This is a genomic window from Klebsiella sp. 10-1 (assembly GCF_009758445.1).
Classification (GTDB): Bacteria; Pseudomonadota; Gammaproteobacteria; order Enterobacterales; family Enterobacteriaceae; genus Klebsiella; species Klebsiella scottii.
Genome location: NZ_WQRE01000003.1, coordinates 760,709 through 781,893, shown reverse-complemented (window position 1 = coordinate 781,893; position 21,185 = coordinate 760,709). Strand labels below are relative to the sequence as shown.

General features: G+C 56.6%; 20 protein-coding genes. 4 read left to right on the top strand and 16 right to left on the bottom strand.

Features of this window, described 5'->3' with window-relative positions:
- Nucleotides 1-508: 508 nt before the first annotated feature.
- From GO007_RS15375 to GO007_RS15350, 6 genes are all read right to left on the bottom strand, one after another.
- The gene (locus GO007_RS15375; protein WP_095101309.1) at nt 509-1,285 is read right to left on the bottom strand and encodes an ABC transporter ATP-binding protein; all 777 of its coding nucleotides are present in this window, start codon (nt 1,283-1,285) and stop codon (nt 509-511) included.
- Nucleotides 1,285-2,055: an ABC transporter permease gene (locus GO007_RS15370; RefSeq protein ID WP_095101307.1), complete on the bottom strand. Its 771-nt coding sequence runs from the start codon at nt 2,053-2,055 to the stop codon at nt 1,285-1,287. The genes GO007_RS15375 and GO007_RS15370 overlap by 1 nt, the downstream gene beginning before the upstream one ends.
- Nucleotides 2,052-3,059, bottom strand: a complete 1,008-nt coding sequence (locus tag GO007_RS15365) for a taurine ABC transporter substrate-binding protein (RefSeq protein ID WP_095101305.1) — start codon at nt 3,057-3,059, stop codon at nt 2,052-2,054. The genes GO007_RS15370 and GO007_RS15365 overlap by 4 nt, the downstream gene beginning before the upstream one ends.
- Before the next feature lie 28 nt (nt 3,060-3,087).
- A complete protein-coding gene (gene cuyB, locus GO007_RS15360) occupies nt 3,088-3,807 on the bottom strand; it encodes a cysteate racemase (RefSeq protein WP_095101303.1) in 720 nt (239 codons plus the stop codon).
- The gene (gene cuyA / locus GO007_RS15355; RefSeq protein WP_095101301.1) at nt 3,804-4,817 is read right to left on the bottom strand and encodes a D-cysteate sulfo-lyase; all 1,014 of its coding nucleotides are present in this window, start codon (nt 4,815-4,817) and stop codon (nt 3,804-3,806) included. The genes cuyB and cuyA overlap by 4 nt, the downstream gene beginning before the upstream one ends.
- 234 nt (nt 4,818-5,051) lie before the next feature.
- Nucleotides 5,052-6,095 carry a malate/lactate/ureidoglycolate dehydrogenase gene (locus tag GO007_RS15350; RefSeq protein WP_095101299.1) on the bottom strand — a complete coding sequence of 348 codons (1,044 nt, stop codon included), beginning with the start codon at nt 6,093-6,095 and terminating at the stop codon, nt 5,052-5,054.
- Nucleotides 6,096-6,335: 240 nt separating this feature from the next.
- On the opposite strand from GO007_RS15350, the gene GO007_RS15345 reads away from it, so the two are divergent.
- Genes GO007_RS15345 through GO007_RS15335 form a run of 3 tightly spaced genes read left to right on the top strand, consistent with a single transcriptional unit; the run spans nt 6,336 to nt 9,045 of the window.
- The gene (locus tag GO007_RS15345) at nt 6,336-7,343 is read left to right on the top strand and encodes an ABC transporter substrate-binding protein (protein ID WP_095101297.1); all 1,008 of its coding nucleotides are present in this window, start codon (nt 6,336-6,338) and stop codon (nt 7,341-7,343) included.
- A gap of 21 nt (nt 7,344-7,364) precedes the next feature.
- Nucleotides 7,365-8,207: an ABC transporter ATP-binding protein gene (locus tag GO007_RS15340; protein WP_095101295.1), complete on the top strand. Its 843-nt coding sequence runs from the start codon at nt 7,365-7,367 to the stop codon at nt 8,205-8,207.
- Nucleotides 8,179-9,045 carry an ABC transporter permease gene (locus tag GO007_RS15335; protein WP_095101293.1) on the top strand — a complete coding sequence of 289 codons (867 nt, stop codon included), beginning with the start codon at nt 8,179-8,181 and terminating at the stop codon, nt 9,043-9,045. Before GO007_RS15340 ends, GO007_RS15335 begins: the two co-directional genes overlap by 29 nt.
- Before the next feature lie 253 nt (nt 9,046-9,298).
- Here GO007_RS15335 and GO007_RS15330 read toward each other — a convergent pair whose 3' ends face one another.
- From GO007_RS15330 to epsC, 7 genes are all read right to left on the bottom strand, one after another.
- A complete protein-coding gene (locus tag GO007_RS15330) occupies nt 9,299-10,786 on the bottom strand; it encodes a cysteine desulfurase (protein ID WP_095101291.1) in 1,488 nt (495 codons plus the stop codon).
- The gene (locus GO007_RS15325; RefSeq protein ID WP_095101289.1) at nt 10,773-11,717 is read right to left on the bottom strand and encodes a family 2A encapsulin nanocompartment shell protein; all 945 of its coding nucleotides are present in this window, start codon (nt 11,715-11,717) and stop codon (nt 10,773-10,775) included. The genes GO007_RS15330 and GO007_RS15325 overlap by 14 nt, the downstream gene beginning before the upstream one ends.
- A 37-nt stretch (nt 11,718-11,754) precedes the next feature.
- Nucleotides 11,755-12,930 carry a molybdopterin-synthase adenylyltransferase MoeB gene (gene moeB, locus GO007_RS15320; RefSeq protein WP_095101287.1) on the bottom strand — a complete coding sequence of 392 codons (1,176 nt, stop codon included), beginning with the start codon at nt 12,928-12,930 and terminating at the stop codon, nt 11,755-11,757.
- Entirely contained in the window at nt 12,927-13,217 is a 291-nt protein-coding gene (locus GO007_RS15315; RefSeq protein ID WP_095101285.1) for a MoaD/ThiS family protein, read from the bottom strand. The genes moeB and GO007_RS15315 overlap by 4 nt, the downstream gene beginning before the upstream one ends.
- A 59-nt stretch (nt 13,218-13,276) precedes the next feature.
- Nucleotides 13,277-13,705, bottom strand: coding sequence for a M67 family metallopeptidase (locus GO007_RS15310; protein WP_095101283.1), 429 nt, complete (start codon nt 13,703-13,705; stop codon nt 13,277-13,279).
- Entirely contained in the window at nt 13,698-14,603 is a 906-nt protein-coding gene (locus tag GO007_RS15305) for a PLP-dependent cysteine synthase family protein (RefSeq protein WP_095101387.1), read from the bottom strand. The genes GO007_RS15310 and GO007_RS15305 overlap by 8 nt, the downstream gene beginning before the upstream one ends.
- 68 nt (nt 14,604-14,671) lie before the next feature.
- Nucleotides 14,672-15,637: a serine O-acetyltransferase EpsC gene (gene epsC / locus GO007_RS15300; protein ID WP_095101281.1), complete on the bottom strand. Its 966-nt coding sequence runs from the start codon at nt 15,635-15,637 to the stop codon at nt 14,672-14,674.
- A gap of 668 nt (nt 15,638-16,305) precedes the next feature.
- Here epsC and GO007_RS15295 point away from each other — a divergent pair.
- Nucleotides 16,306-17,871, top strand: a complete 1,566-nt coding sequence (locus tag GO007_RS15295) for a sensor domain-containing diguanylate cyclase (RefSeq protein WP_095101279.1) — start codon at nt 16,306-16,308, stop codon at nt 17,869-17,871.
- A gap of 182 nt (nt 17,872-18,053) precedes the next feature.
- On the opposite strand, the gene ldtA is transcribed toward GO007_RS15295, so the two are convergent.
- The 3 genes from ldtA to nac all read right to left on the bottom strand — a co-directional run bounded on the left by ldtA (nt 18,054) and on the right by nac (nt 21,084).
- A complete protein-coding gene (ldtA, locus tag GO007_RS15290; RefSeq protein WP_189339880.1) occupies nt 18,054-18,995 on the bottom strand; it encodes a L,D-transpeptidase in 942 nt (313 codons plus the stop codon).
- A 114-nt stretch (nt 18,996-19,109) separates the two neighbouring features.
- Nucleotides 19,110-20,060, bottom strand: a complete 951-nt coding sequence (cbl, locus tag GO007_RS15285) for an HTH-type transcriptional regulator Cbl (protein WP_095101385.1) — start codon at nt 20,058-20,060, stop codon at nt 19,110-19,112.
- A gap of 106 nt (nt 20,061-20,166) precedes the next feature.
- Nucleotides 20,167-21,084: a nitrogen assimilation transcriptional regulator NAC gene (nac, locus tag GO007_RS15280; RefSeq protein WP_041146297.1), complete on the bottom strand. Its 918-nt coding sequence runs from the start codon at nt 21,082-21,084 to the stop codon at nt 20,167-20,169.
- Nucleotides 21,085-21,185 lie beyond the last annotated feature (101 nt).

Here is a 21,185-nt window from a genome sequence, read left to right as displayed (position 1 = left end):
TCTGGTGGTCTTGACAGAAAGTGAATTCAGGTTTAGCTTACTTATTAGCCAGTTACTGGCAAAGGCAATCCCAGTCAGAGGAGCCAACTTCTTGTTTTCATGCTGCTTTGCGAATCCCTATGTGATTCAGCTCCAATAAGCCAGCGTGAAAAGTCTTCCCGATGCATTTCCATTTCCCTCAGCATCGGGAAAATCTGGTGGCCATATTTGAGATCAGAGTGGTTCGATAACCAAACGTCCACCAAATTTCTCTTAACGACGCAAAAATCCGTAGCTTAAAACCATCCGCTAAACCCTTCAAAGTTTCCGATTCTCATGCCCTGTACCAGCTGTTTAATCCAGGCGGTTCACGTCTTCTTTAGTATCTTGATGGCTCCGCTCTGATTGAGTCCCTCCGGCGTTGCCAGAAGCACCGGATTACGCACCGGCAGGCGTTGCTCTTCCTTACGAGCAAAAAGCGAGAATTACGCATTACATTCAGCAAATTAGAGACACGAATACGCCGTTTTCATCCTAAATGTCGCTTAGCCTCCTGACGTACCCGGTGCAGTACATGATGTTTGATCCCGCTATAGGCCGGGTGTTCAGACAGCGTCTCGATATCGCGCTCCCGGCCAAAAGGCAGGACGATCTCCTCGACGATTTTTCCGGGCTTCGCCGACATAATCAGAATACGATCGGCAAGGAACAGCGCCTCTTCGACGTCGTGAGTCACAAACAACAACGTGGTGCCGGTATTAAGCCAGGCATCGCGCAAGAGTTCCTGCATCATCAGACGCGTTTGCGCATCCAGCGCGCCGAACGGTTCATCAAGTAGCAACGCTTCCGGCCCCGGCAGCCAGGCGCGGGCCAGCGCCACGCGCTGTTTCATCCCACCCGAGAGCTGCCACGGCGCATGATGTTCAAACCCTTTCAATCCTACCCGCGCCAGCCACTCCAGCGCCTGCGCGTTGACCTCTGGTTTGTGATATTTCCTCAATCGTGGGCCAAATGTGACGTTTTCCAGTACCGACAGCCATGGGAACAAATTCGGCTGCTGGAAGATCATTCCCCGGTCCGGCCCCGGCAGACGCACCGTTTTGCCGCCTGCCGCCACACGCCCGCGGTCCGGCTTATTGAATCCGGCGACCAGGTTCAGAATCGTGGACTTGCCACAGCCGGATGGCCCCAGCAGCACCACGAACTCCCCTTTTTCCAGCGACAGACTGATATCTTCCAGTACCGTAAACGGATGCGGTTTTGCCGCAAAAGAGAGCGATACGTTTTCCAATGTAATAGCACTCATTACTCTTTCCCCGCCCAGGGCACAAAAAAGCGCTGCAGCCCCAGCAGCAATAAATCCAGTAAATAACCGATACCGCCGAGCAGCAGGATCCCCAGCATCACGATATCGGTTCGCAGATAAGAACTGGCGTTAATCACCATCCAGCCGAGACCGGAACTTGCCGCCACCATTTCCGCCGCGATGAGCGATGTCCAGCCGATCCCGATGGACAATCTGACGGTGGTAAATAGTTCTGGCAGCGCATCCGGCAACACCACGCGCAGAAAAATCTGTTTGCGCGAAGCGCCGAGCGTTTGCGCGACACGAATGCGCGAACGGCCAATACGCTCCACCGCAGCGGACGCCCCCACGACCACGCTCAGAAAGGTGGCGATGAAAATCAGGAAGAACTTAGACGCCTCCCCGATCCCCAGCCAGACGACCGCCAGAGGAATAAGCGCGATCTTGGGCAGCGGGCGCAAAAACTGTACAAATGGATTCAGTACCGCCGCCAGGCCTTCCGACAAGCCCATCAGTAATCCCAGGGGAATGCCGATGATAATGGCTACGGAAAAAGCGCTTAATGCGCGAGCCAGGCTAACCGCAACGTGCTCCCACAAAGGCACCTGCCGATAGCCATCGGCCAGCAGCTCTTCGGTCGTCAGGCCAATTTCCTGCAGCGACGGAAGCAGCAGCGGGTCCACCCATTGCCGCATCGCCGCCACCTGCCAGAGGATAAAGAAAACAGACACCGAAACGACGCTGATGGCGATGTGATAACTCAATCTCATGGCGCGACTACCGCCGCGTCACGGATGTAGCGGGAGTTTATGGCGCTATCCCAGTTCGCCGGGATATCACGTTTGCGGATCTCGCCAATCCCCGCCAGGAAGTTAGAGGTCTTTGTCAGCGCTTTCCCGATACCGCTGTCGGTCGTATGGGTTCCGTTGCCAAGCCAGTCCGCCGTACCCTGCTGCGTCAGGGTTGGGTATTCCAGCCCACCCAACGTATTCGCGGCAGTCGTCACCGGCGCCCCCACCTCTTTCGCCACAATCGCCGCCGCACGTTCCGGGTCGGCCTTAAACTCATCAACTTTTTCCTGATGAACTCGCAGGAACGCGCTGACGGTTTGCGGATACTGCTCGGCAAAGGCTTTACGCACGACGTAGTTGTTATAAATCAGGTAGCCATCCTTTTGCAGATCTTTGGTCGCGAACACCTGATGCCCGCCGGAGGCCTCAAGTTCCTGAGCAAACGGCGCCCAGACATAGCCCGCGTCGATATCGCCGCGTTTCCAGGCTGCGACCATTTCCGCCGGACGCAGCGGCAATAACGTTATTTTGCTGCGATCGAGCCGGTTGACGCTGATAGCGGCCTCAAGCGCATATTGCGCCGTCGAGTTTGGCGGATAGGCGACCCGTTTGCCCTCTATATCCTTAATACTGCTAATGCCGTCTTTACCTATCAAACGCTCGTAGCTGGCGATCACCCCCGAAACGCCGACAATCTCCACCGGCAGCTTTCTGACAATGCCCGCCGTTGCCGGGCTGGAGCCGAAATTGGCAATATCAATCGCGTTGCTGGCAAAATAATTTAACGCATCCGCGCCGGACGCAAATTGCACCCATTTAACCTTACTGTTTAATGCCTTATCCAAAGAACCATCGGCTTTTGCCAGCATCAGCACCTGAGAGCCGCCGCTATATGCTACCCGGACCTCCGCGGGCGCGTCGGCAAAGCTGGTATTGACCCACAGGCCACCTGCTGCAAGGAATACGCAGAGACTTTTCTTCATTTAATTTATCCTTTAAATAATAACGTTATTAATGCCACGTCTCGCGCTGCGCCAGCCATAGGTGCGCGCACTGCTGCGCCAGCGCTTCCGCGGGGTCAATCGACACGGCTAAATGCGGGGATGCTACCTCCGCCAGCGCAACCGGCACTTCCGTGCAGGCCAGCACCAGCCTCTCTGCGCCACGATCGCGCAGTGCCTGAGCCTGCAAACTCAGCAGCTCACCGCCGGCACGCAGTTCGCCCCGTTTCACGGCATAGCACCCCGGCACAAACAGCTGCCGTAGCTCTTCTGTCGTCGGCAGCACGCTGTTGATACCCAGTGCGGAGAAACCGTGCTGGAACCAACCGGCATCAAGCGTCCCTTGAGTGGCGATAACCCCGACCCGGCGAGGTTTCTCTTTCCCCTCGAACGCCGCCAGCGTAGCGTCCACGATATGCAGCAACGGCGCATCGCTGCGCTGCGCCAGCGCCTCATACCAGTGATGCGCGGTATTACAGGCGATCGCAATATGGCTGGCGCCCACGCGATTCAGCTGCTCCACCGCGTGCAGCAGCTGCGGCAGCGGCGATGGCCCCTTCCCCGCCAGCGCCTGTTGACGATCGGCAATTTGCGGGACGTTCCATACCACATGTGGAATTTGCTGCTGGTCGCTTTCGGCGGGCGTTGCGCGCAGCAGTTTATGCATCAAATCCAGCGTCGCCAGCGGCCCCATGCCGCCAACGATCCCCAGAAGAAAAGGTTTACTCATGATGACAAAGAGTCCGCAATCACCTGACGATAGCCAAACAGGCCCGCGCTTCCGCCCGTATGGATAAACACCACATTCTCATCCTGGCGAAAATGACCTTTACGGATCAGATCAATCAGTCCGGCCATGCCTTTACCGGAGTAAACGGGATCGAGCAGAATCCCCTCGTGCTGCGCCAGCAGCTGCAGCGCTTCAAGCATCCCCGCGGTGGGCAGACCATAGCCTTCCCCCACATAATCACCGTTCGCGACCACGGCCTCACGCGGTAATTCACCCGGCACGCCGAGCAGTTCCCGCGTCTGTTGCGCCAGGCGCCAGACGTTTTGCTCCTGTTTATCGCGCGGCGCGCGAACGCTGATCCCGAGCAGAGGAATATCGCTGTTGGTGGCGCTTAAGCCCGCGATCAGGCCGGCCTGCGTACCCGCGCTGCCGGTGGCATGAACGATACGATCGATACGCAGCCGTAGCTGGCTGGACTGCCAAAGCAACTCTTCCGCGCAGGCTACATAGCCCAGAGCCCCGATAGCATTCGAACCGCCGCCAGGGATGACGTAAGGGGTATGGCCCTGCGCGCGCAGGCTTTCCGCATGTTGCTCCATCGCCTGCTGCATATCCGTGCCGCCGGGCAAATGGGCAATAATTTTGCCGCCGAGCAAACCATCCAGCAGCACATTGCCGGATTGCTGATATTCATCACCCAACGTGGTGACGCGCTGTTCGAGAAAAATATGCGTTTCCAGACCCAGTCTGGCCGCCGCCGCGACGGTCTGACGCACATGATTAGACTGCGTGGCGCCCTGGGTAATAATAATGTTCGCCCCTTTTTCCTGAGCATCCCCCAGCAAAAATTCAAGTTTGCGGGTTTTATTACCGCCGGTGGCAAGGCCGGTACAATCATCACGTTTTATCCAGATATTTGGCCCCCCCAGCAAACGCGAAAGCTGAGTGAGAGGCTCCAGTGGCGTCGGGAAATGGCCAAAATGAAGACGGGGAAAACGCGCCAGGTGCATAATATCTCCTGTAAAAAAAAGGCTCCGCAGCAAATTAAAATTCGCCGGCGGGAGTAAGAAAGGTTCGTGGAATATGGGAGTGACTATATTGATTTTTCCACTCGCGGTTTACCAAGTTTTTCAGCTATGGTTATGTTGATAAAATATATATAAAAAAAGTGGTCACTTTATTTATTCGCCACAGCTGCTTAGCAGACCATAATGTCGATCCGGGAAAACAGATAACTAAAATAATTATTGGGCGTGCAGGCAACCTCCGGTGTTTAATTCCTCAAGGGCGACAAACGCCTGCCAGCTCACCTCATCAATCCAGATCCCCTCTTCCTGACGCCGGTGATAAGCGCGCAATTCCGGTTCTCCAGGGATCTGCACATCGCGCCCTTCCTGCCCGCAGCGTACCCAGTCAACCTGCGCTAATAACGCCTGGGGGTAGCTTTCCTCCGCGCCCAATCGCGCAGGGTCAAATAAAATCGACAGCATATTGTTAATGATCCCTGCACGTGGCGGGATCTGCCGGCTTTCGGTCTCGCCGCCGGTCAGGGCGGCGCCGAGCAAGCTGCAAATCAGCGACAGTCCCGCGCCTTTATGGCCGCCAAAAGGCAGCAAGGCGCCAGCCGGCTCAGTCATTAATACGGCAGGGTCGGTCGTGGGCTGTCCGTTCGCATCTACCGCGCACCCTTCCGGGATAGCGCGCCCTTCGCTCCATGCGATACGCGCCTTATTCCCCGCAATGGCGCTGGTAGCGAAGTCAAGGATAACCGGGGGGGAGTTGCGAAGCGGAACCCCCACGCAAAAAGGGTTTGTGCCAAGCCTGGGGCGCAGTCCATCGAACGGCAGGACCACCGCCGGCGCCGCCACGTTGGCAAAATGGATCGAGACCAGCCCGGCGCTCGCCGCCTGCTCTGCCCAGGCGCCAATCCGCCCAAGATGGTGGGTATTAGACAAGCCAATAATTGCCACTCCAAACTGGCGCACGCGCTCAATACCGGCGGCCATAGCCTGCTCGCCCAACGCCTGGCCGAAGCCATGACCGCCATCAAAAGAGACAATCGGTCCGGCATCAGATAAGGTGGTCAGCGTGGCGCCGGGGTTCAAATCTCCCGCCAGAATTGCCCGAATATAGCGTGGCAAGAGGGTCACCCCGTGGGAATCGTGGCCTTTTAATGAGGACTCGACCAGGTTATCTGCCACCTTTTTGGCGATATCAGATCCAGTGCCAACCCGTTCCAGATGCCGTTGTAAAAGCGAACGTAAGTGATGATGTGAAAATAGAGGCATGGTTCTACTCACGGCCGTTGCCCACACAATGAAAAGGGCTATTAAAGAGTGGGCCGACTATAGCAAAGATGTTTTTGTTACATAAACACGAATAATGGCTAAGCTTTTCCATTTATCGAATAATAAGTGCCAAATATCGTTATTCGTTTTCCTGATATTCATAGCCATTTAAATCATTTCCTTTCCCTCCCGCCTCTGCCCATGATTTTTTGCTGAAAAGCACCTTTCCGGGGAGAAGAGATGAGTAAAATTAACGGGGTATTAGCCTGGACGCTGGCATTTTCTGTTCTTGGCGGAGTCAGCCAGCCGGCATTCGCCGAAGGGAATATTAGTATCGCGCAGCAATTTGGCATCGGTTATTTAATTCTTGATGTGGTACGAGACCAGCAGCTTATCGAAAAAGAGGGGCAAAAAGAGGGGCTGGATATCAAGGTCGAGTGGCGCACCATCTCAGGCGCGACCGGGATGAACGAGGCCCTGCTCTCCGGGGCTCTGGACGTTGCATCGGCGGGCGTCCCCCCGCTACTCACCCTCTGGGATCGCACCAAAGGTAAACAAAATGTGAAAGCAATAGCCTCGCTGGGATCGATGCCCAATTACTTATTGAGTAATAATCCGGCGATAAAAAGCATCAAAGATTTGACGGATAAAGACCGTATTGCCGTTCCGGCGGCTGGGGTCGGTTTCCAGTCGCGGACATTACAAATCGAGACCGCAAAACTATATGGCGACAAAGAGTTCAAACGCTTCGATAAAATTAGCGTCAGCTTACCGCATCCGGATGCCAGCGCGGCATTAATTGCCGGTGGTTCGGAAATTAACACCCATTTTTCCAGCCCGCCGTTCCAGTATCAGGCGCTGGAGCACAGCAATATTCATAAGATACTCAGCTCCTATGATGTGCTGGGGGGACAGGCAACCTTTAACGTTCTCTACACTACCCAGAAATTCCATGACGAAAACCCAAAAACCTATAAAGCGTTTTATCGCGCACTTAGCGAAGCCGCGAATATCATTAACCGTGATAAAAATGCGGCGGCTGAAACGTATATTCGCGTCGAGAAATCACGACTGCCCTTACCGCTGGTGCAAAAAATCGTTAACGACCCTGAAATCAGCTTTACGGTTTCCCCTGAGCGTACCGGCGTATATGCGGAAAAACTTCATGAGCTTGGCGTACTGAAAAATAAAGCCGATTCGTGGAAAGATTATTTCTTCGACGAAGCATGGGAAAAACCTGGCAGTTAAACCGCGACACCGGAGGCTCTAGTGGCAACTCAGCAAATCAACGGCCCGCTGCTGCAGGTCAGCAATGTCGATATCGAATACCGCACCCGCGAACGGCAAATACGCGCGACGCATGATGTCAGTTTTGATGTCTGGCCCGGCGACCGCTTTATTCTACTTGGCCCGTCAGGCTGCGGGAAATCGAGCCTGTTAAAAGCCACAGGCGGTTTTCTCACCCCGCGCAGCGGTCAAATTTCGCTTGCGGGGACCCCGGTTAGCGCCCCCGGCCCGGAGCGGATGATGGTTTTCCAGGAGTTCGACCAACTGCCGCCGTGGAAAACCGTGCTGGAAAACGTCATGTTTCCTCTGCTGGCCAGCCGGAAAGCCAACCGCGCGCAAGCAAAAGAGACGGCGCTGCATTTCCTGCACAAAGTTGGGCTGGCGGAATTTGCCGAAGCTATGCCCCATACCCTCTCCGGCGGAATGAAGCAACGCGTCGCCATCGCGCGCGCTCTGGCGATGAAACCGCGAATCCTGCTGATGGACGAACCCTTTGCGGCGCTGGATGCGCTGACCCGCCGCACTATGCAGGAGGAGCTGCTGGCGCTGTGGGAAGAGGAGCGCTTTACCCTGCTGTTCGTCACCCACTCGATTGAGGAGGCGCTGGTGCTGGGCAACCGTATCCTGGTGCTTTCGCCGCATCCAGGGCGCGTCAGGGCGGAGCTTAACTGTCATCAGTTCACGCTTAATGACTTCGGCAGCGAAGCGTTCCAGCACGCGGCTCGTCATATTCACCACCTGTTATTCCCGACAACCGGCAGCAGTTCGTCTCACTCATCCGGCGAGGAGCCAGAGTATGTCCCAGTCACCGTACATTCGTCCTGAATTCGAACGTGAATTACCGCCGCTGCGAGATCTGCCGGTGGAAACGCCGCTCCCCTTAAGCCAGCGCCTGTGGAATCAAACATGGCTGCGCAAGTGTCTGATTGTGGCCCTTGTCCTCGCGCTATGGGAGATCGCCGCGCGGGTACAGCAAAACGATCTGATGTTACCCGGAGTACTTCAGACCCTGCAGGCGTTTAGCGAAGACATGCGCAATGGCGAATTGCCGGAAAAAATCGCCAACTCCCTCAGCACCCTGTTGAAAGGGTATCTGGCAGGCAGCGCGCTGGCGCTCATTGCCAGCGCGCTGGCAGTGACCACCCAGTTTGGCCGCGATCTGCTGAGCACATTAACCGCGATGCTGAATCCTCTGCCTGCAATTGCTCTGCTGCCGCTGGCCCTGCTGTGGTTTGGTCTGGGGAATGTCAGCCTGATATTTGTACTGATACATTCTGTGATGTGGCCAATCGCGCTGAATACCTGGTCCGGTTTTAGCAGCGTTCCGGAAACGCTACGCATGGCGGGACGCAACTATGGCCTCCGTGGGCCACGCTATGTAATTACGATTCTTATTCCGGCATCGTTGCCGGCAATCCTTGCCGGCCTGAAGATCGGCTGGGCTTTCGCCTGGAGAACGCTGATTGCCGCCGAGCTGGTATTTGGCGCCTCCAGCGGCGAGGGCGGTCTTGGCTGGTATATTTTCCAGAATCGCAATGAGCTCTTCACCGACCGGGTCTTTGCCGGGTTGCTAACGGTCATCGCGATTGGCCTCCTGGTGGAAGGCATCGTATTCGCCAGTCTGGAAAAGATCACGATTAAGCGCTGGGGGATGCAGCGTTAACGCCAGCTATCTCAACAGCCAGGTCCTGTGAAATCGCTCCCTTAATCGCCCGGCGAGAGCCACGGTAGCGAATACGGGAGCCCGCCAGTTTTGCTGCCAAACGGTACCTTGCGCCGTCCTGCTGCACATGAGATCCAGCCTCCAGGCATGGATGCTTTATGAGAAAAGCCCGCGCGGAAACCGGCGGGCTTAGGTGATCGTCGCGGTTGTCCACCCGTTACGTGGTTGACACCGCTGACCGGGCCGGACCTCGCTACCGCGAAGCAAACCGGGCGACATGCTCTGCGAGAAAATCAATTTCCTGCGGCGTGTTATAGAAAGCCAGCGACGGCCGGACGGTACTTTCATAACCAAAATGGCGCAGGATCGGTTGCGCGCAGTGATGTCCGGATCGCACGGCAATGCCGACCTGACTCAGATAGCGCCCCACGGCTTCATTTTCATGACCCGCCAGCACGAAAGATAAGACGCTGGTTTTGTTCGCCGCGGTGCCGACCAGCGTCAGGCCCGGAATAGCCGACAGCTTCTCGATCCCATACTCCAGCAAGGCGTGCTCGTACTGCGCAATATTTTCTATCCCCAGCGAGGTGACATAATCGATAGCCGCCCCCAGCCCGACGGCATCGGCAATATTGCCCGTGCCCGCCTCAAACTTATTCGGCGAGGGTTGATAGCGCGTCAGTTCAAAAGTTACGTCGGCAATCATATTCCCGCCGCCCTGATACGGGCGCGCCTCTTCCAGCACCTCCTGCTTGCCATATACGACGCCGATCCCGGTCGGTCCAAAAATTTTATGCCCGGAGAAGACGAAGAAATCGGCATCCAGCGCCGTGACGTTGGTCGGGATATGCGAAATAGACTGCGCGCCGTCGATGGCGATGCGCACGCCAAAACGATGGGCGATTTGCACCAGCTCCTGAACCGGCGTGACGGTACCCAGCGCGTTGGAAACGTGGGTAGCGGACACAAAACGGGTCTTGTCATTGAACAAACGGACATATTCCTCAACGATCAGCTGCCCGTGCTCATCAACCGGCGCGACGCGGATCACCGCTCCCGTCTCCTGCGCAATGAGCTGCCACGGCACAATGTTGGCGTGATGCTCGAGCAACGTGAGGATAATTTCATCCCCCGGCCGTAACAGCGGCTTCACGTAGCTGTGCGCAATCAGGTTGAGCCCTTCCGTGGTGCCGCGCACGAAGATGATATTCTCCGGGCCGCGCGCGCCGATAAACCGCGCCACTTTGTCACGCGCGGCTTCATAAGCATCGGTGGAACGTGCGGCAAGGGTATGCGCCGCCCGATGAACGTTCGAGTTTTCGTGCAAATAATAGTGGCTGATGCGATCGATAACCTGCTTCGGGCGCTGGGTCGTCGCGGCATTGTCCAGCCAGACCAGAGGATGACCGTCCACCTGTTCGGCAAGGATCGGAAAATCAGCGCGGATCCGTTCAACCGGGATCTGCCCGACACGCGCCGGCGGCGCCGGCTTTGCGCCAACAGAAGGTCGCGCCGCGAATCCGCGAGGCGCGATATCCCCCCGGCTCTCCTGCCCCAGCGGCACCACCCGCGGCGCGTACGCGGCCTCGGCGGCCCGCGGGCGTGCGGGCGTGTCGCCCAGCAGCCCTTTCAGATCCCGCGCGTCGGGCAGTCCGTAATCCCGCGCGGAGGGAGCGTCACCCGCCTCGCCCGGCCATCCGCCGGGCGCGTAGGGAAGCGTGAATAAATTACTCGTAGTCATAATATTCACCCACTTCAACGTCTTCCAGCACGGCAATGGCGTCATCGGCCAGGATCGCAGCGGAGCAATAAAGTGAGAGTAAATAGGATGCCACGCCGTTATCGTCGATCCCCCGGAAGCGCACCGACAATCCGCGAGACTGTTCGTTTGGCAGCCCTTCCTGATAAAGCCCCAGCACGCCGCGTTTGCTTTCACCGGAGCGAATCAGCAGGATATTGGTTTTCCCGCTCTGGCCTTTCGGGTTTTTCAAACCATCAACAAACAGCTTATCGGAAGGGATCAGCGGAATACCGCGCCACAGGATAAAAGTGCCCCCGTGCAAATTCACGGTGACCGGCGGCACGCCGCGTCGCGTGGCTTCACGCTGAAATGCGGCAATCGCACGCGGATGGGCCAGGAAGAAGGACGGCTCCTTCCAGACTTTTGACAGCAGCTCATCCAGGTCATCCGGCGTCGGACGGCCATTGCGGGTCTGAATACGCTGCGAGTCATCGATATTTTTCAGCAATCCATATTCATCGTTATTGATCAGCTGACTCTCCTGGCGCTCGCGCAGGCTTTCAATCGCCAGCGCAATCTGCTCTGACGCCTGGTCGTACGGCGAGCTGTAGAGATCGGCGATTTTGGTGTCCACGTTAATAATGGTCGCGATGGAATCGAGCTGGTATTCACGCGGCGTGGTCTGATACTCGATGTAGCCCTGCGGTATTTCAACGCGCGTCGGGTCCTGGCTGCATAATACGTCCAGCGGCGTATCCCCCTCCACGACCTTGTTCACCCGATAAATCCCCGACTCCAGGCCTTTATAGTCGAGAAAACGGCTGACCCAGCGCGGGGTAATCGCCGCAAATTGCGGAGCCGTTTTGGTCACGTTCGCTAACTGATACGCGGCTTCACGCCCCAGTGCATTAATGCCTTTTTGTTCTGCCATGATGATTCCTTAGTGTTTGAAATAGTGGAGCTGAAGGTTAGTACTGCGGCAAACGGGTATCCACATCCCGCGCCCAGGCGTTTAGGCCATCTTTTAAATTCATCACGCGGCCCTGATAGCCCGCGCGCTGTAGTGCCCGAATCGCGAAAATACTGCGCTGCCCGATCTTGCAGAGAAACACCGCATCGACCGTCGGGTCGAATTCACCGATACGCCTGACTATCTGGCCCAGCGGCATCACTTTTGCCTGCGGAAATTTAGCAATCGCCCGTTCGTGGGGTTCACGAATGTCGATCAGCTGCAGGGGTTTACCCTCCTCTATCCAGGCGTGCAGCTCCTGGGCCGTGACGCTTTCAACCGGCACCTCCGCCTCATCGGGTTTCAGTCCACAAAACTCTTCGTAGTCGATCAGCTCATGAATCGACGGGTGCTCACCGCATACCGGGCAGCCGGGATCTCTCGCCAGCCGCAGCTCACGCTGCTTCATCTGCCACACATCGAAGAGCAGCAGGCGGCCAATCAGGCTCTCGCTGCCGCCGACGATCAGCTTGATCGCTTCCGCCGCCTGAATGGTGCCGATAATCCCCGGCAACACGCCGACAACGCCGCCTTCGGCACAGGAGGGCACCAGCCCCGGCGGCGGAGGCTCGGGATACAGACACCGGTAACACGGCCCTTCCCCGGCATAAAAGACGCTGGCCTGCCCTTCGAACTGGAAAATGGAGCCGTAGACCAGCGGCTTACCCAGCAAAACGCAGGCATCGTTAATCAGATATCGGGTTGGATAGTTGTCCGTACCATCGACGACGAGGTCGTATTCGCGAATAATCTCCAGCGCGTTTTTACTGCTCAGGGTGGTGTTATAGGTCTCCACCTGCAGGTCGGGATTGATCGCTTTAATCTTGTCTTTCGCCGAGGCCACTTTGGGCCGGTTGATATCTTTGGTGCTATGAATGATCTGCCTTTGCAGGTTGGATATTTCGACAAAATCAAAGTCGACAATCCCCAGCTTACCGACCCCGGCAGCGGCCAGGTAAAGCGCCACCGGCGCCCCCAGCCCTCCGGTGCCGATAAGCAACACGCGGGCTGCCTTCAGACGCTTTTGCCCTTCAAGCCCGACTTCCGGCAGCAGCAGATGGCGGCTGTAGCGGGCAATCTCCGCATGCGTCAGCTCCGTCAGGCGGTCGTCCGGGATAATGCTCGCTCTGCTCATACCGCCTTCCCGACGCCGCCTGCAATGGCGGGGACCAGCAGCACCTCAGCGCCATCGCTGACCGGGGTCTCCAGCCCGCCGGTGGTTTTAATGTTGTTCTCCCCCACGTACAGATTGATGAAACTGCGCAGCGCTCCGGTGTCGTCATACAAATGCTGCTGAATGTCCGGGAAACGCTCCGCCAGCGCCGCGACCAGCTGACCTACGGTGTGGCCTTCGAGGGTCACTTTCCCCTGGCCGTCGGTGAAGGCGCGTAGTGCGGTGGGAATCAGTAATGTCGATGCCATAGTGATAATCTCTCCGTGTTTTGCTCTGGTTTCAGGCAGCGTTGTGCCTGCTATTCACGTCATGGAACGGTTTGCACGTCCTCCTGCAAAAAGCGCTGGCGGTCCTGCGTCAGCCGCCAGCTGGTCAACGCCCCCGCCTGCCGCTGCGCCACCGCCACGATGATGTAGGCGTAAAACGGCAGCGCATGCTCGCGGTCAAATTCCGACGGAATAGCCGGATGATCGGGGTGCGAATGGTAATAGCCGACCACGTCCACTCCCTGAGCCAGCGCCGCGCGCTCCGCCCGCAGGGAGTCGTCGGCGGTGATGACAAAACGGTGGTATTGCTCCTCCGATTCGCGGGCATTGACGATGGGGAAAATCGCCGTCACGCGGGCATCGCCCTGCGCGGAGAAATGGCCAACGAGCGCGCCGCAGCATTCGTTGGGATAGGCCTTTTCCCCTTCAGCGCCAATCTGCTTTGCGATTTTGTGGGTCAATTCAATCATCGGTTTCATTCCAAAAAGAGTCAGTCAGGTAACGCGAGCCGACATCACACAGCAGCGTGACCACCACAGATCCCGCCGGCAGCGTGCGGGCCAGCCTCACGGCGGCGGCTACGTTTGCGCCGGATGAAATGCCGACAAAAATGCCATCGCGCCGGGCCAGACGCCGCGTGATGGCGTAGGCCTCTTCGGTGGTGACAGAAATAATGTCGTCGAACAGGGTTTCGTCGAGAATGCCCGGTTTAATGCTGCTGCCCATATGCTTGGTCCCTTCAATGCCGTGGAACGGCGAAGCGGGCTGCACGGCGAGCGTTTTAACCTGCGGATTCTCATATTTGAGCCGCCGCGCGGTGCCGACAAAACTGCCGGAGGTGCCCATCCCCGCGACAAAATGGGTGATTTGTTGCCCGCTCTGGTCCCAGATCTCTTTTCCGGTGGTCGCGAAATGCGTATCCGGATTAACGGGGTTGTTATATTGGTCGGGATAAAAATAGCGTTCCGGATGCGCAGCAACTTGTGCCTGAACTTCAATATATGCGCCGTCGGAACCTTCAAGCGGATCGGTTTCCACAATCGTGGCGCCATAATGACGAATAATTCGTTTGCGTTCCGGGCTGGTATTCTGCGGCAGATATAGCCGGACGTGATATCCCAGCGCCGCGCCAATCATCGCGTAGGCAATGCCGGTATTGCCGCTGGTCGCATCAATAATCGTTTTACCCGGCGTTAATAAACCCCGCGCAATCCCGTCCAGCACCATGGCTTTCGCCGCGCGGTCTTTCACTGAGCCGCTGGGGTTCATATACTCTGCTTTTGCCAGCAGCGTTACGCCAGGCAACTCTGCGGCAAAAGAGGGCAACGTTATTAACGGCGTAGCGCCGATCGTCTCAAGCAAATTCATAATAATTATCACGCCGTTATTTTTGTCTGTTGTGCTGCACTGACCATTCCATTGCATTATTGGAATAATTAAATCCCATCGCCGTCGCTGAAATGTTTTTGTTGCGCTCGGGCCTGCTGCACATTACTGTCCGGCGGAACATCGCGGGTCAGCCATATATTCCCGCCGATGCTGGAACGCGCGCCGATGGTAATTCGCCCTAATATTGTCGCGCCGGCATAAATAACTACGTCATCTTCTATTATCGGATGGCGAAGGTAGTTTTTTTGCAACTGCCCGTCTTCGCCGGCAATAAAGCGTTTGGCCCCCAGGGTGACGGCCTGATAAATACGCACCCGTTTACCGACGATGGCCGTTTCGCCAATCACCACGCCGGTCCCGTGATCGATAAAGAATCCATCATCGATCCGCGCGCCGGGATGAATATCTATTCCGGTCTGGCTGTGCGCCTTCTCGGACATAATTCGCGCCAGCAGAGGCAGATCGAGCTGATGCAGCTCGTGGGCCAGACGATAGTGGATCACGGCATGAATTCCCGGATAGCAGAGCAGCACTTCATCCATGCTGCGCGCGGAGGGATCGCCCTGATAAGCCGCGAGGATATCGCTGTCGAGACGCTGACGGATGACCGGCAAACGGTTGGCAAACTGCTGAACCCGCCTGACCGCCTCTTGCGACAGCGCCTGACTCGCGCCCTCCTCGTCCTGCTCATCCGACTGATAATAGAGTTCCAGAAGCGCTTCTTCGGTGAGCCTGTCAAGCGCGGTGCCTAACAAATGGCCGACGTAATAATCTTCGCCCTCTTTGCGTAATTCGACGTCGCCTAACCGCATCGGATAAAGCACTTTTATCAACGTATCGGCGACTGAATTAACGCTTGCCCGGGAAGGTAAACTACGTTTATTACGATAATTATTTTTCGAATGTTCATCGCGCCACGCCTGACGAACGCGACGCAGTTCATCGACGACATTATTTAAATGCCAGTTATTTTCTCTTTTCGGCATGAGATACAATTCACCCGCTTCCGGCATAATAATATCCTTCTTAAAATCACATCGATAAATCTGTTTTCTGCGTTACCTCACTTTTATGCATTACCCACATTAAAAACAAATAACCTTATTGACTTTGAATAGCTGAAAAGAATAAATACATAAAAATCAACAGACTAAATTCAGAATGGCCTCGCGGCGCCAGCATTCATTGAGGCCGGGGACGTTTTCCCCCTGCGGCAAAACCGCCAGGCTCACCCGCGGGCACGGCGCTGAGTCTGTCCACAAAGTGGCTACTTAACTCTGTGGATAACCTGGAGTCAGATTGCTGCAGAGGGCGTGAGGCCGACCACGGCGCCGAATGTGCAAATTTTAACCAGCGGTTGATTGAGTGGACGAGCCGCGGTCCGTTGAGTATTGCCGCATATTTATTTATGTCCCAACGCATATCGCAGTATTATATACAGCGCTTTATGAAGTGAACCTGGGGCGAACTCCAGTGCTTAGCCCCTTTAAGCGTGTCTTATCCGACAGCCTTTAGCGATGAATACGGTTCGCCGCAAGCGGGCGTCCTGACGATGCAAGGTCTCAGGTCAGGAGAGCCTTGTTGTTACCTTTGCCAGGCATATCGGAAGATTTTTGACCCCTCCAGGGACGGGACGGCCCGCAGCCAGTTTAACGGGATGGCCTGAATCACAGGTAAACAGATGTTCAGCAAAAAACCCTTTCTCCGGCCTCTGCTTATTTTGCTCACAACCGGAGGCGTTGTACTCACGTCACTCCTTCTGTCAGGAACGATGCTGATTTTCCAAAGGAACAATATTGAGGCGTCACTCCTTGACAGCAATCAGGCCTACGCCCGAAAGCTTGCCGACACGACGGACCGTTACCTGGCTTTTGCCCAGCGCGAGTTAGCCTGGAGCGCTTCGTCTATCCGTAGCCTCTCTTACAGCCAGCATGAAGTGGATCGCCTTCGCCTTCAGTCCGGTATCTTTAACTCTGTGGGGGTTGTCAACGCTCAGGCAGCACTGGTTTCGACGTCCCCATACCTGCCGGCGCTTACGGGAGTGACGCTGCATTCACGCGCCAACCAGCTCGCTCTGGCCGCGCGGTCGCCCTTGATTTCCGAACCATTCACGTCGGTCGCCGGGAATGAGATGATTCTGCTCTCACAGCCCGTTCTGGCACCCGATGGCCGCTATCTGGGGTATTTAGGGGGCAGCATCTATCTGAAAAAACAGAGCATGCTGAGCGATATTCTGAGCCTCCATTTCTATGAAGATAACATCGCCATCAGCGTCGTCGATAATCATGGCCGGATTATCTTCAGCAGAGATACGGCCCAAAAGGGTTCGTTCCTGCCCCTGCCTCCGCAGGTCCAGGCCGCACTGCGGGCGAATAAAAGCGGAAACTATACCGGGCTTTATGAAAGCCATAAAAACCTGGTCGGCTATGCCAGCCTTAACCAAACTAACTGGAATATTTTCGTTTCAACCCCCGCCGATACGGTCACCCGCATGCTATGGCGGACGGTCGAAAAAATCTCAGGGTTTGTTCTCGCTATCCTTCTTCTTATCGCCGGGGGCGTGGCTATTTTATCCTCCTACATTGCGCGTCCGCTGGAGCAGCTTGCGGGACGAGTTCGCGCCACGGACGGCCTGACATCGCCGGAAAAACTCTCGACGATCAGGGCCTGGTATCAGGAAGCTGACATGCTGCGGGACGCGATGGAAAACAGCTTCCGCTCGGTATCGGCCCGCTTCGCCACGCTGAGCGATGAGGCCATGACGGACCCGCTGACCGGACTGTATAACCGCCGGGGATTTTATGAACAGTCGGCCCGCGTCGGGGACGCGGAGAATCAGTACGTGATTGCCATAGACATCGATCATTTTAAAACCATTAACGATCGGTTCGGGCATGACACGGGAGATGACGTGTTGGTTCGTATTGCTGACCTGCTGAAGCAGACCTGCCGGGATGGGGATATCATCAGCCGCTTCGGCGGGGAAGAGTTTATTGTACTGCTCCCAGACTCGACGCTTAACGGAGCTATGACGATGGCGGAGAGGATCCGCAGAGTCATGGCCGGGGCGACCTTCTCCCGTGCAGGACATATCACCATCTCCGCGGGCGTGGCCGGGCTGCGGGAATGCGATGGCGACAGGGAAAGGCTTCTTCGGATGGCCGATCGGGCGCTTTATCAGGCCAAACAGCTGGGACGCAATCAGGTCGTACTCAGTGAGTACCCTCCGGAGCCCGGCAGTAAATAAGCAGGAGACTTACCGCGATACCCGGATCTCCACCGTTCCGGGCCGATCGGCAGAACGGGAGCGTCCTGAGGCCGTCGATTTTCCGGACGCGAGGAAGGCCGCTCCGTCGGAGAAGCCAAATGAGAAAAGCCCGCGGAGGAAACCCGGCAGGCTTTTGCTTTCTCAACTCACTTTCGCCTACGCTAGCCGCCGAACGTGGACGGTATCGCTGAGTAGCCGATATTCACCGGCATTCCGGAACGACGCAGCATGACCTCGCTGGCCCGGTTAGCCTCAACGCCCTCTCCTTGCACAAACGCCTGCAGCCCCGTGGTCATAGGCAGCGGCACTTTTCGGTCTGATTCGTATTCCGCGCGGTTGCGCGAAAGCGGCTCGTGAACTTCAAGCCAGCGGCTGCCGTCCGGCTCGAGGGTATATTTCACCGGCCGATCGATAATCTGCACCCGCGTCCCCACCGGAACGTTATCGAAGAGATACTTGATATCGTCGTTACGCAAGCGGATACACCCCTGGCTTACCCGCAGCCCGATACCAAAGTTGGCATTAGTGCCATGAATGGCGTACAGCCTGCCGATATAGATTGCGTACAGCCCCATCGGGTTTTCCGGGCCGGCAGGCACGAATGCGGGCAGGCTTTCTCCCCTTTTGGCATACTCGCGGCGGGTATTCGCCGTCGGCGTCCAGGTTGGCGCCTCCTGCTTACGTTCAACCGCCGTCACCCAGTTGCGCGGCGTTTCGCGGCCCGCCTCGCCGATGCCTATCGGTAGAACCTCAACCGTGGTCCCCTCCGGCGGATAGTAGTAAAGGCGCATTTCCGCGACGTTAACCACAATCCCCTCACGCACCGTATCGGGCAAAATAAGCTGCTGCGGTACGATCAGCGTCGAACCCGACTTCGGCAGATAGACATCGACCCCGGGATTGGCTTCGAGCATATTGCTCAGCCCTTGCCCGTACTGCGCGGCAAACGCCTCCAGCGGGAGCGTATTACCGTCCGGGACGGTGATGGTTTGCGGGCTACCCACAAGGCGGCTTCCTTCCGGCGGCAACGGGTAGCTAACGGCCAGAACGCTCTGGCTTGACAGGATAAATAACAGAGAGCAAAGCAGTTTCACACGCCGCACCATTTCCCTTCCTCAGTCGCGACAATCGTGAATGAATTATAGCTTTATTATCGAAATCTTATATACCGACTAACGGCGGTGGACCACGTTCCCTTGTCCACTGCCGGTATTCCGTTAGATCTGGTAATCGATCGCCGTCTCTTCCGGCTCCATCGCCTGGCGTTTAATTTCATCCAGCGACAGTCCGGCGTTGCACAGCTCGATAAAGCGCCAGACGTAGTTACGCTGTAGCTGTCCGCGCTTTAAGCCTAGCCAGACGGTATTGGCATCAAACAGATGGCGGGTTTCAAGACGCGTGAAGGTGTCGGACTCTCTGGCATCGCCCGACTGTTCGGCGACCAGCCCTACCCCGAGGCCAAGCTCAACGTAGGTTTTAATGACGTCGGAATCCTGGGCGCTGAGGACGATATCCGGCATCAGCCCTTTGCGATTGAAGGCTTCATCGATACGCGAGCGTCCGGTGATCCCCTGACGATAGGTAATCAGCGGCCAGCGGGAAATGGCTTCCAGGGTGAGCGGCGTCACCTGCACCAGCGGATGATCTTTTGGAACCAGCAGGCTGTGGTGCCAGCGGAACCAGGGAAAGGCCACCAGCGTCGGATCGTTGCTCAGCCGCTCGCTGGCGATGCCGATATCGGCGCCTCCGTTGTGCAGCAGCGCTTCGATCTCCTGCGGCGTCCCCTGCACCAGCTCCAGGCGAACGTCGGCAAAAAGCTCGCGGAAGGCCTTAATCACCGGCGGCAGGCTATAGCGCGCCTGGGTATGCGTCGTGGCGATGGTTAATACGCCCGAGGCGTCGTTGGTAAACAGGTCCGCAAGACGGCGGACGTTGCTGGCTTCATTAAGAATGCGTTCGGCAATCGATAACAGCGCTTTACCCGGTTCCGTCATCCCCAGCAGACGCTTGCCGCGTCGGATAAAGATTTCGATCCCCAGCTCTTCTTCGAGTTCACGAATATGGCGACTGACGCCCGATTGCGATGTGTAGAGCATATTGGCGACTTCCGTCAGGTTATAGTCCTGACGGGCCGCTTCACGAATTATTTTTAGTTGCTGGAAATTCACCCTTTCCTCCGGGCTATCAGACATAACATATGCTCTATTGTTAGAGTCTGTTGTCCCTGCTAACAAATAATAAAAACCAGCAACTTATTCCATTCAGGAATATACATTAACTCACCAGCAGCAGTTCACGGTTCTCCAGCGAAGGGCGGCTCACCAGCGACAGCAAAATTTCCTTCACCGCCTGCGCCTGCGGCGACAGGCTTCCCTTGGCAGACATATTCAACGATAGCGACAGGCTCATGGACGGCGTGCTGATACGCGCCATCCAACCGTTAGCGGCGCTGCACAGCGAGCGAGCGGCGGATTCCGGCAGCACGGTGGCCCCCATTCCGCTGGCTATCGCCGCGGTTAAGGTCGTAATAGACTCGATTTCGCCGATGATTTTTGCCGACAGCCGCCGCAGGGTAAAGGCTTCCGTCACCCTCGCCCGCACCGCGCTGTAATCGCGGGGCAGGAACAGATTCATCTCGGCAACCGCCGTCAGGTCAACGCTTTGCCCCGGGCAATCCCGGGTACCGACCAGGTACAGGTCCTCTTTCAGCAGCGGCTGGCTGACGATACCGGCAACCGGCGAGCGCTCGTACAGCACCGCCATATCCAGCTGACCGCTAAGCAGCTTATCGTTAAGGATCGTTCCGCTGCTTTCCTGCAGATAGACCATCACTTCAGGAAGTTCGTTACGTACCGTTTGCAGCAGCGGCATAGTAATGGCGGACGCCGCCGTTCCCGGCGCCAGGCCGATAGAGACCTGGCCGCTGAGGATATGGCCCACGTTATTGACCGCCAGCTGCGCCTGCTCGCACTGGCGCAGAATGGTCCGGGCGTGGGTATAAAGGATTTTCCCTGCTTCCGTCGGCGTGACGCCTCGCTTCGTACGAATCAGCAGCTGCTGGTCCAGTTCACCTTCCAGGGTCGCAACCTGCTGACTCAGCGCGGGCTGTGCGATATGCAAGACTTCGGCTGCCTGGGTCAGACTGCCAATATCGACGATTTTCACAAAATACTTCAGTCGTCTTAAGTTCATTTTGCCTCCTGTAAGGAACGCCAGTACCAACGCTGGCAATTGAGATACAGAAGGTTTTGCAATTTACTTGCCAGTTTTATTCTGCCCGGCGTAAAAGCCGC

Excerpts from the sequence above, each read along its gene's own strand:
- GO007_RS15305 (WP_095101387.1), bottom strand. The coding sequence starts at position 14,603 with ATGAATTTGCTTGAGACGATCGGCGCTACGCCGTTAATAACGTTGCCC.
- GO007_RS15295 (WP_095101279.1), top strand. The coding sequence starts at position 16,306 with ATGTTCAGCAAAAAACCCTTTCTCCGGCCTCTGCTTATTTTGCTCACA.
- GO007_RS15335 (WP_095101293.1), top strand. The coding sequence starts at position 8,179 with ATGTCCCAGTCACCGTACATTCGTCCTGAATTCGAACGTGAATTACCG.
- GO007_RS15365 (WP_095101305.1), bottom strand. The coding sequence starts at position 3,059 with ATGAAGAAAAGTCTCTGCGTATTCCTTGCAGCAGGTGGCCTGTGGGTC.
- GO007_RS15330 (WP_095101291.1), bottom strand. The coding sequence starts at position 10,786 with ATGACTACGAGTAATTTATTCACGCTTCCCTACGCGCCCGGCGGATGG.
- GO007_RS15350 (WP_095101299.1), bottom strand. The coding sequence starts at position 6,095 with ATGCCTCTATTTTCACATCATCACTTACGTTCGCTTTTACAACGGCAT.
- nac (WP_041146297.1), bottom strand. The coding sequence starts at position 21,084 with ATGAACTTAAGACGACTGAAGTATTTTGTGAAAATCGTCGATATTGGC.
- GO007_RS15375 (WP_095101309.1), bottom strand. The coding sequence starts at position 1,285 with ATGAGTGCTATTACATTGGAAAACGTATCGCTCTCTTTTGCGGCAAAA.
- cuyA (WP_095101301.1), bottom strand. The coding sequence starts at position 4,817 with ATGCACCTGGCGCGTTTTCCCCGTCTTCATTTTGGCCATTTCCCGACG.
- GO007_RS15315 (WP_095101285.1), bottom strand. The coding sequence starts at position 13,217 with ATGGCATCGACATTACTGATTCCCACCGCACTACGCGCCTTCACCGAC.
- moeB (WP_095101287.1), bottom strand. The coding sequence starts at position 12,930 with ATGAGCAGAGCGAGCATTATCCCGGACGACCGCCTGACGGAGCTGACG.
- GO007_RS15325 (WP_095101289.1), bottom strand. The coding sequence starts at position 11,717 with ATGGCAGAACAAAAAGGCATTAATGCACTGGGGCGTGAAGCCGCGTAT.
- GO007_RS15370 (WP_095101307.1), bottom strand. The coding sequence starts at position 2,055 with ATGAGATTGAGTTATCACATCGCCATCAGCGTCGTTTCGGTGTCTGTT.
- epsC (WP_095101281.1), bottom strand. The coding sequence starts at position 15,637 with ATGCCGGAAGCGGGTGAATTGTATCTCATGCCGAAAAGAGAAAATAAC.
- cuyB (WP_095101303.1), bottom strand. The coding sequence starts at position 3,807 with ATGAGTAAACCTTTTCTTCTGGGGATCGTTGGCGGCATGGGGCCGCTG.
- GO007_RS15310 (WP_095101283.1), bottom strand. The coding sequence starts at position 13,705 with ATGATTGAATTGACCCACAAAATCGCAAAGCAGATTGGCGCTGAAGGG.
- GO007_RS15345 (WP_095101297.1), top strand. The coding sequence starts at position 6,336 with ATGAGTAAAATTAACGGGGTATTAGCCTGGACGCTGGCATTTTCTGTT.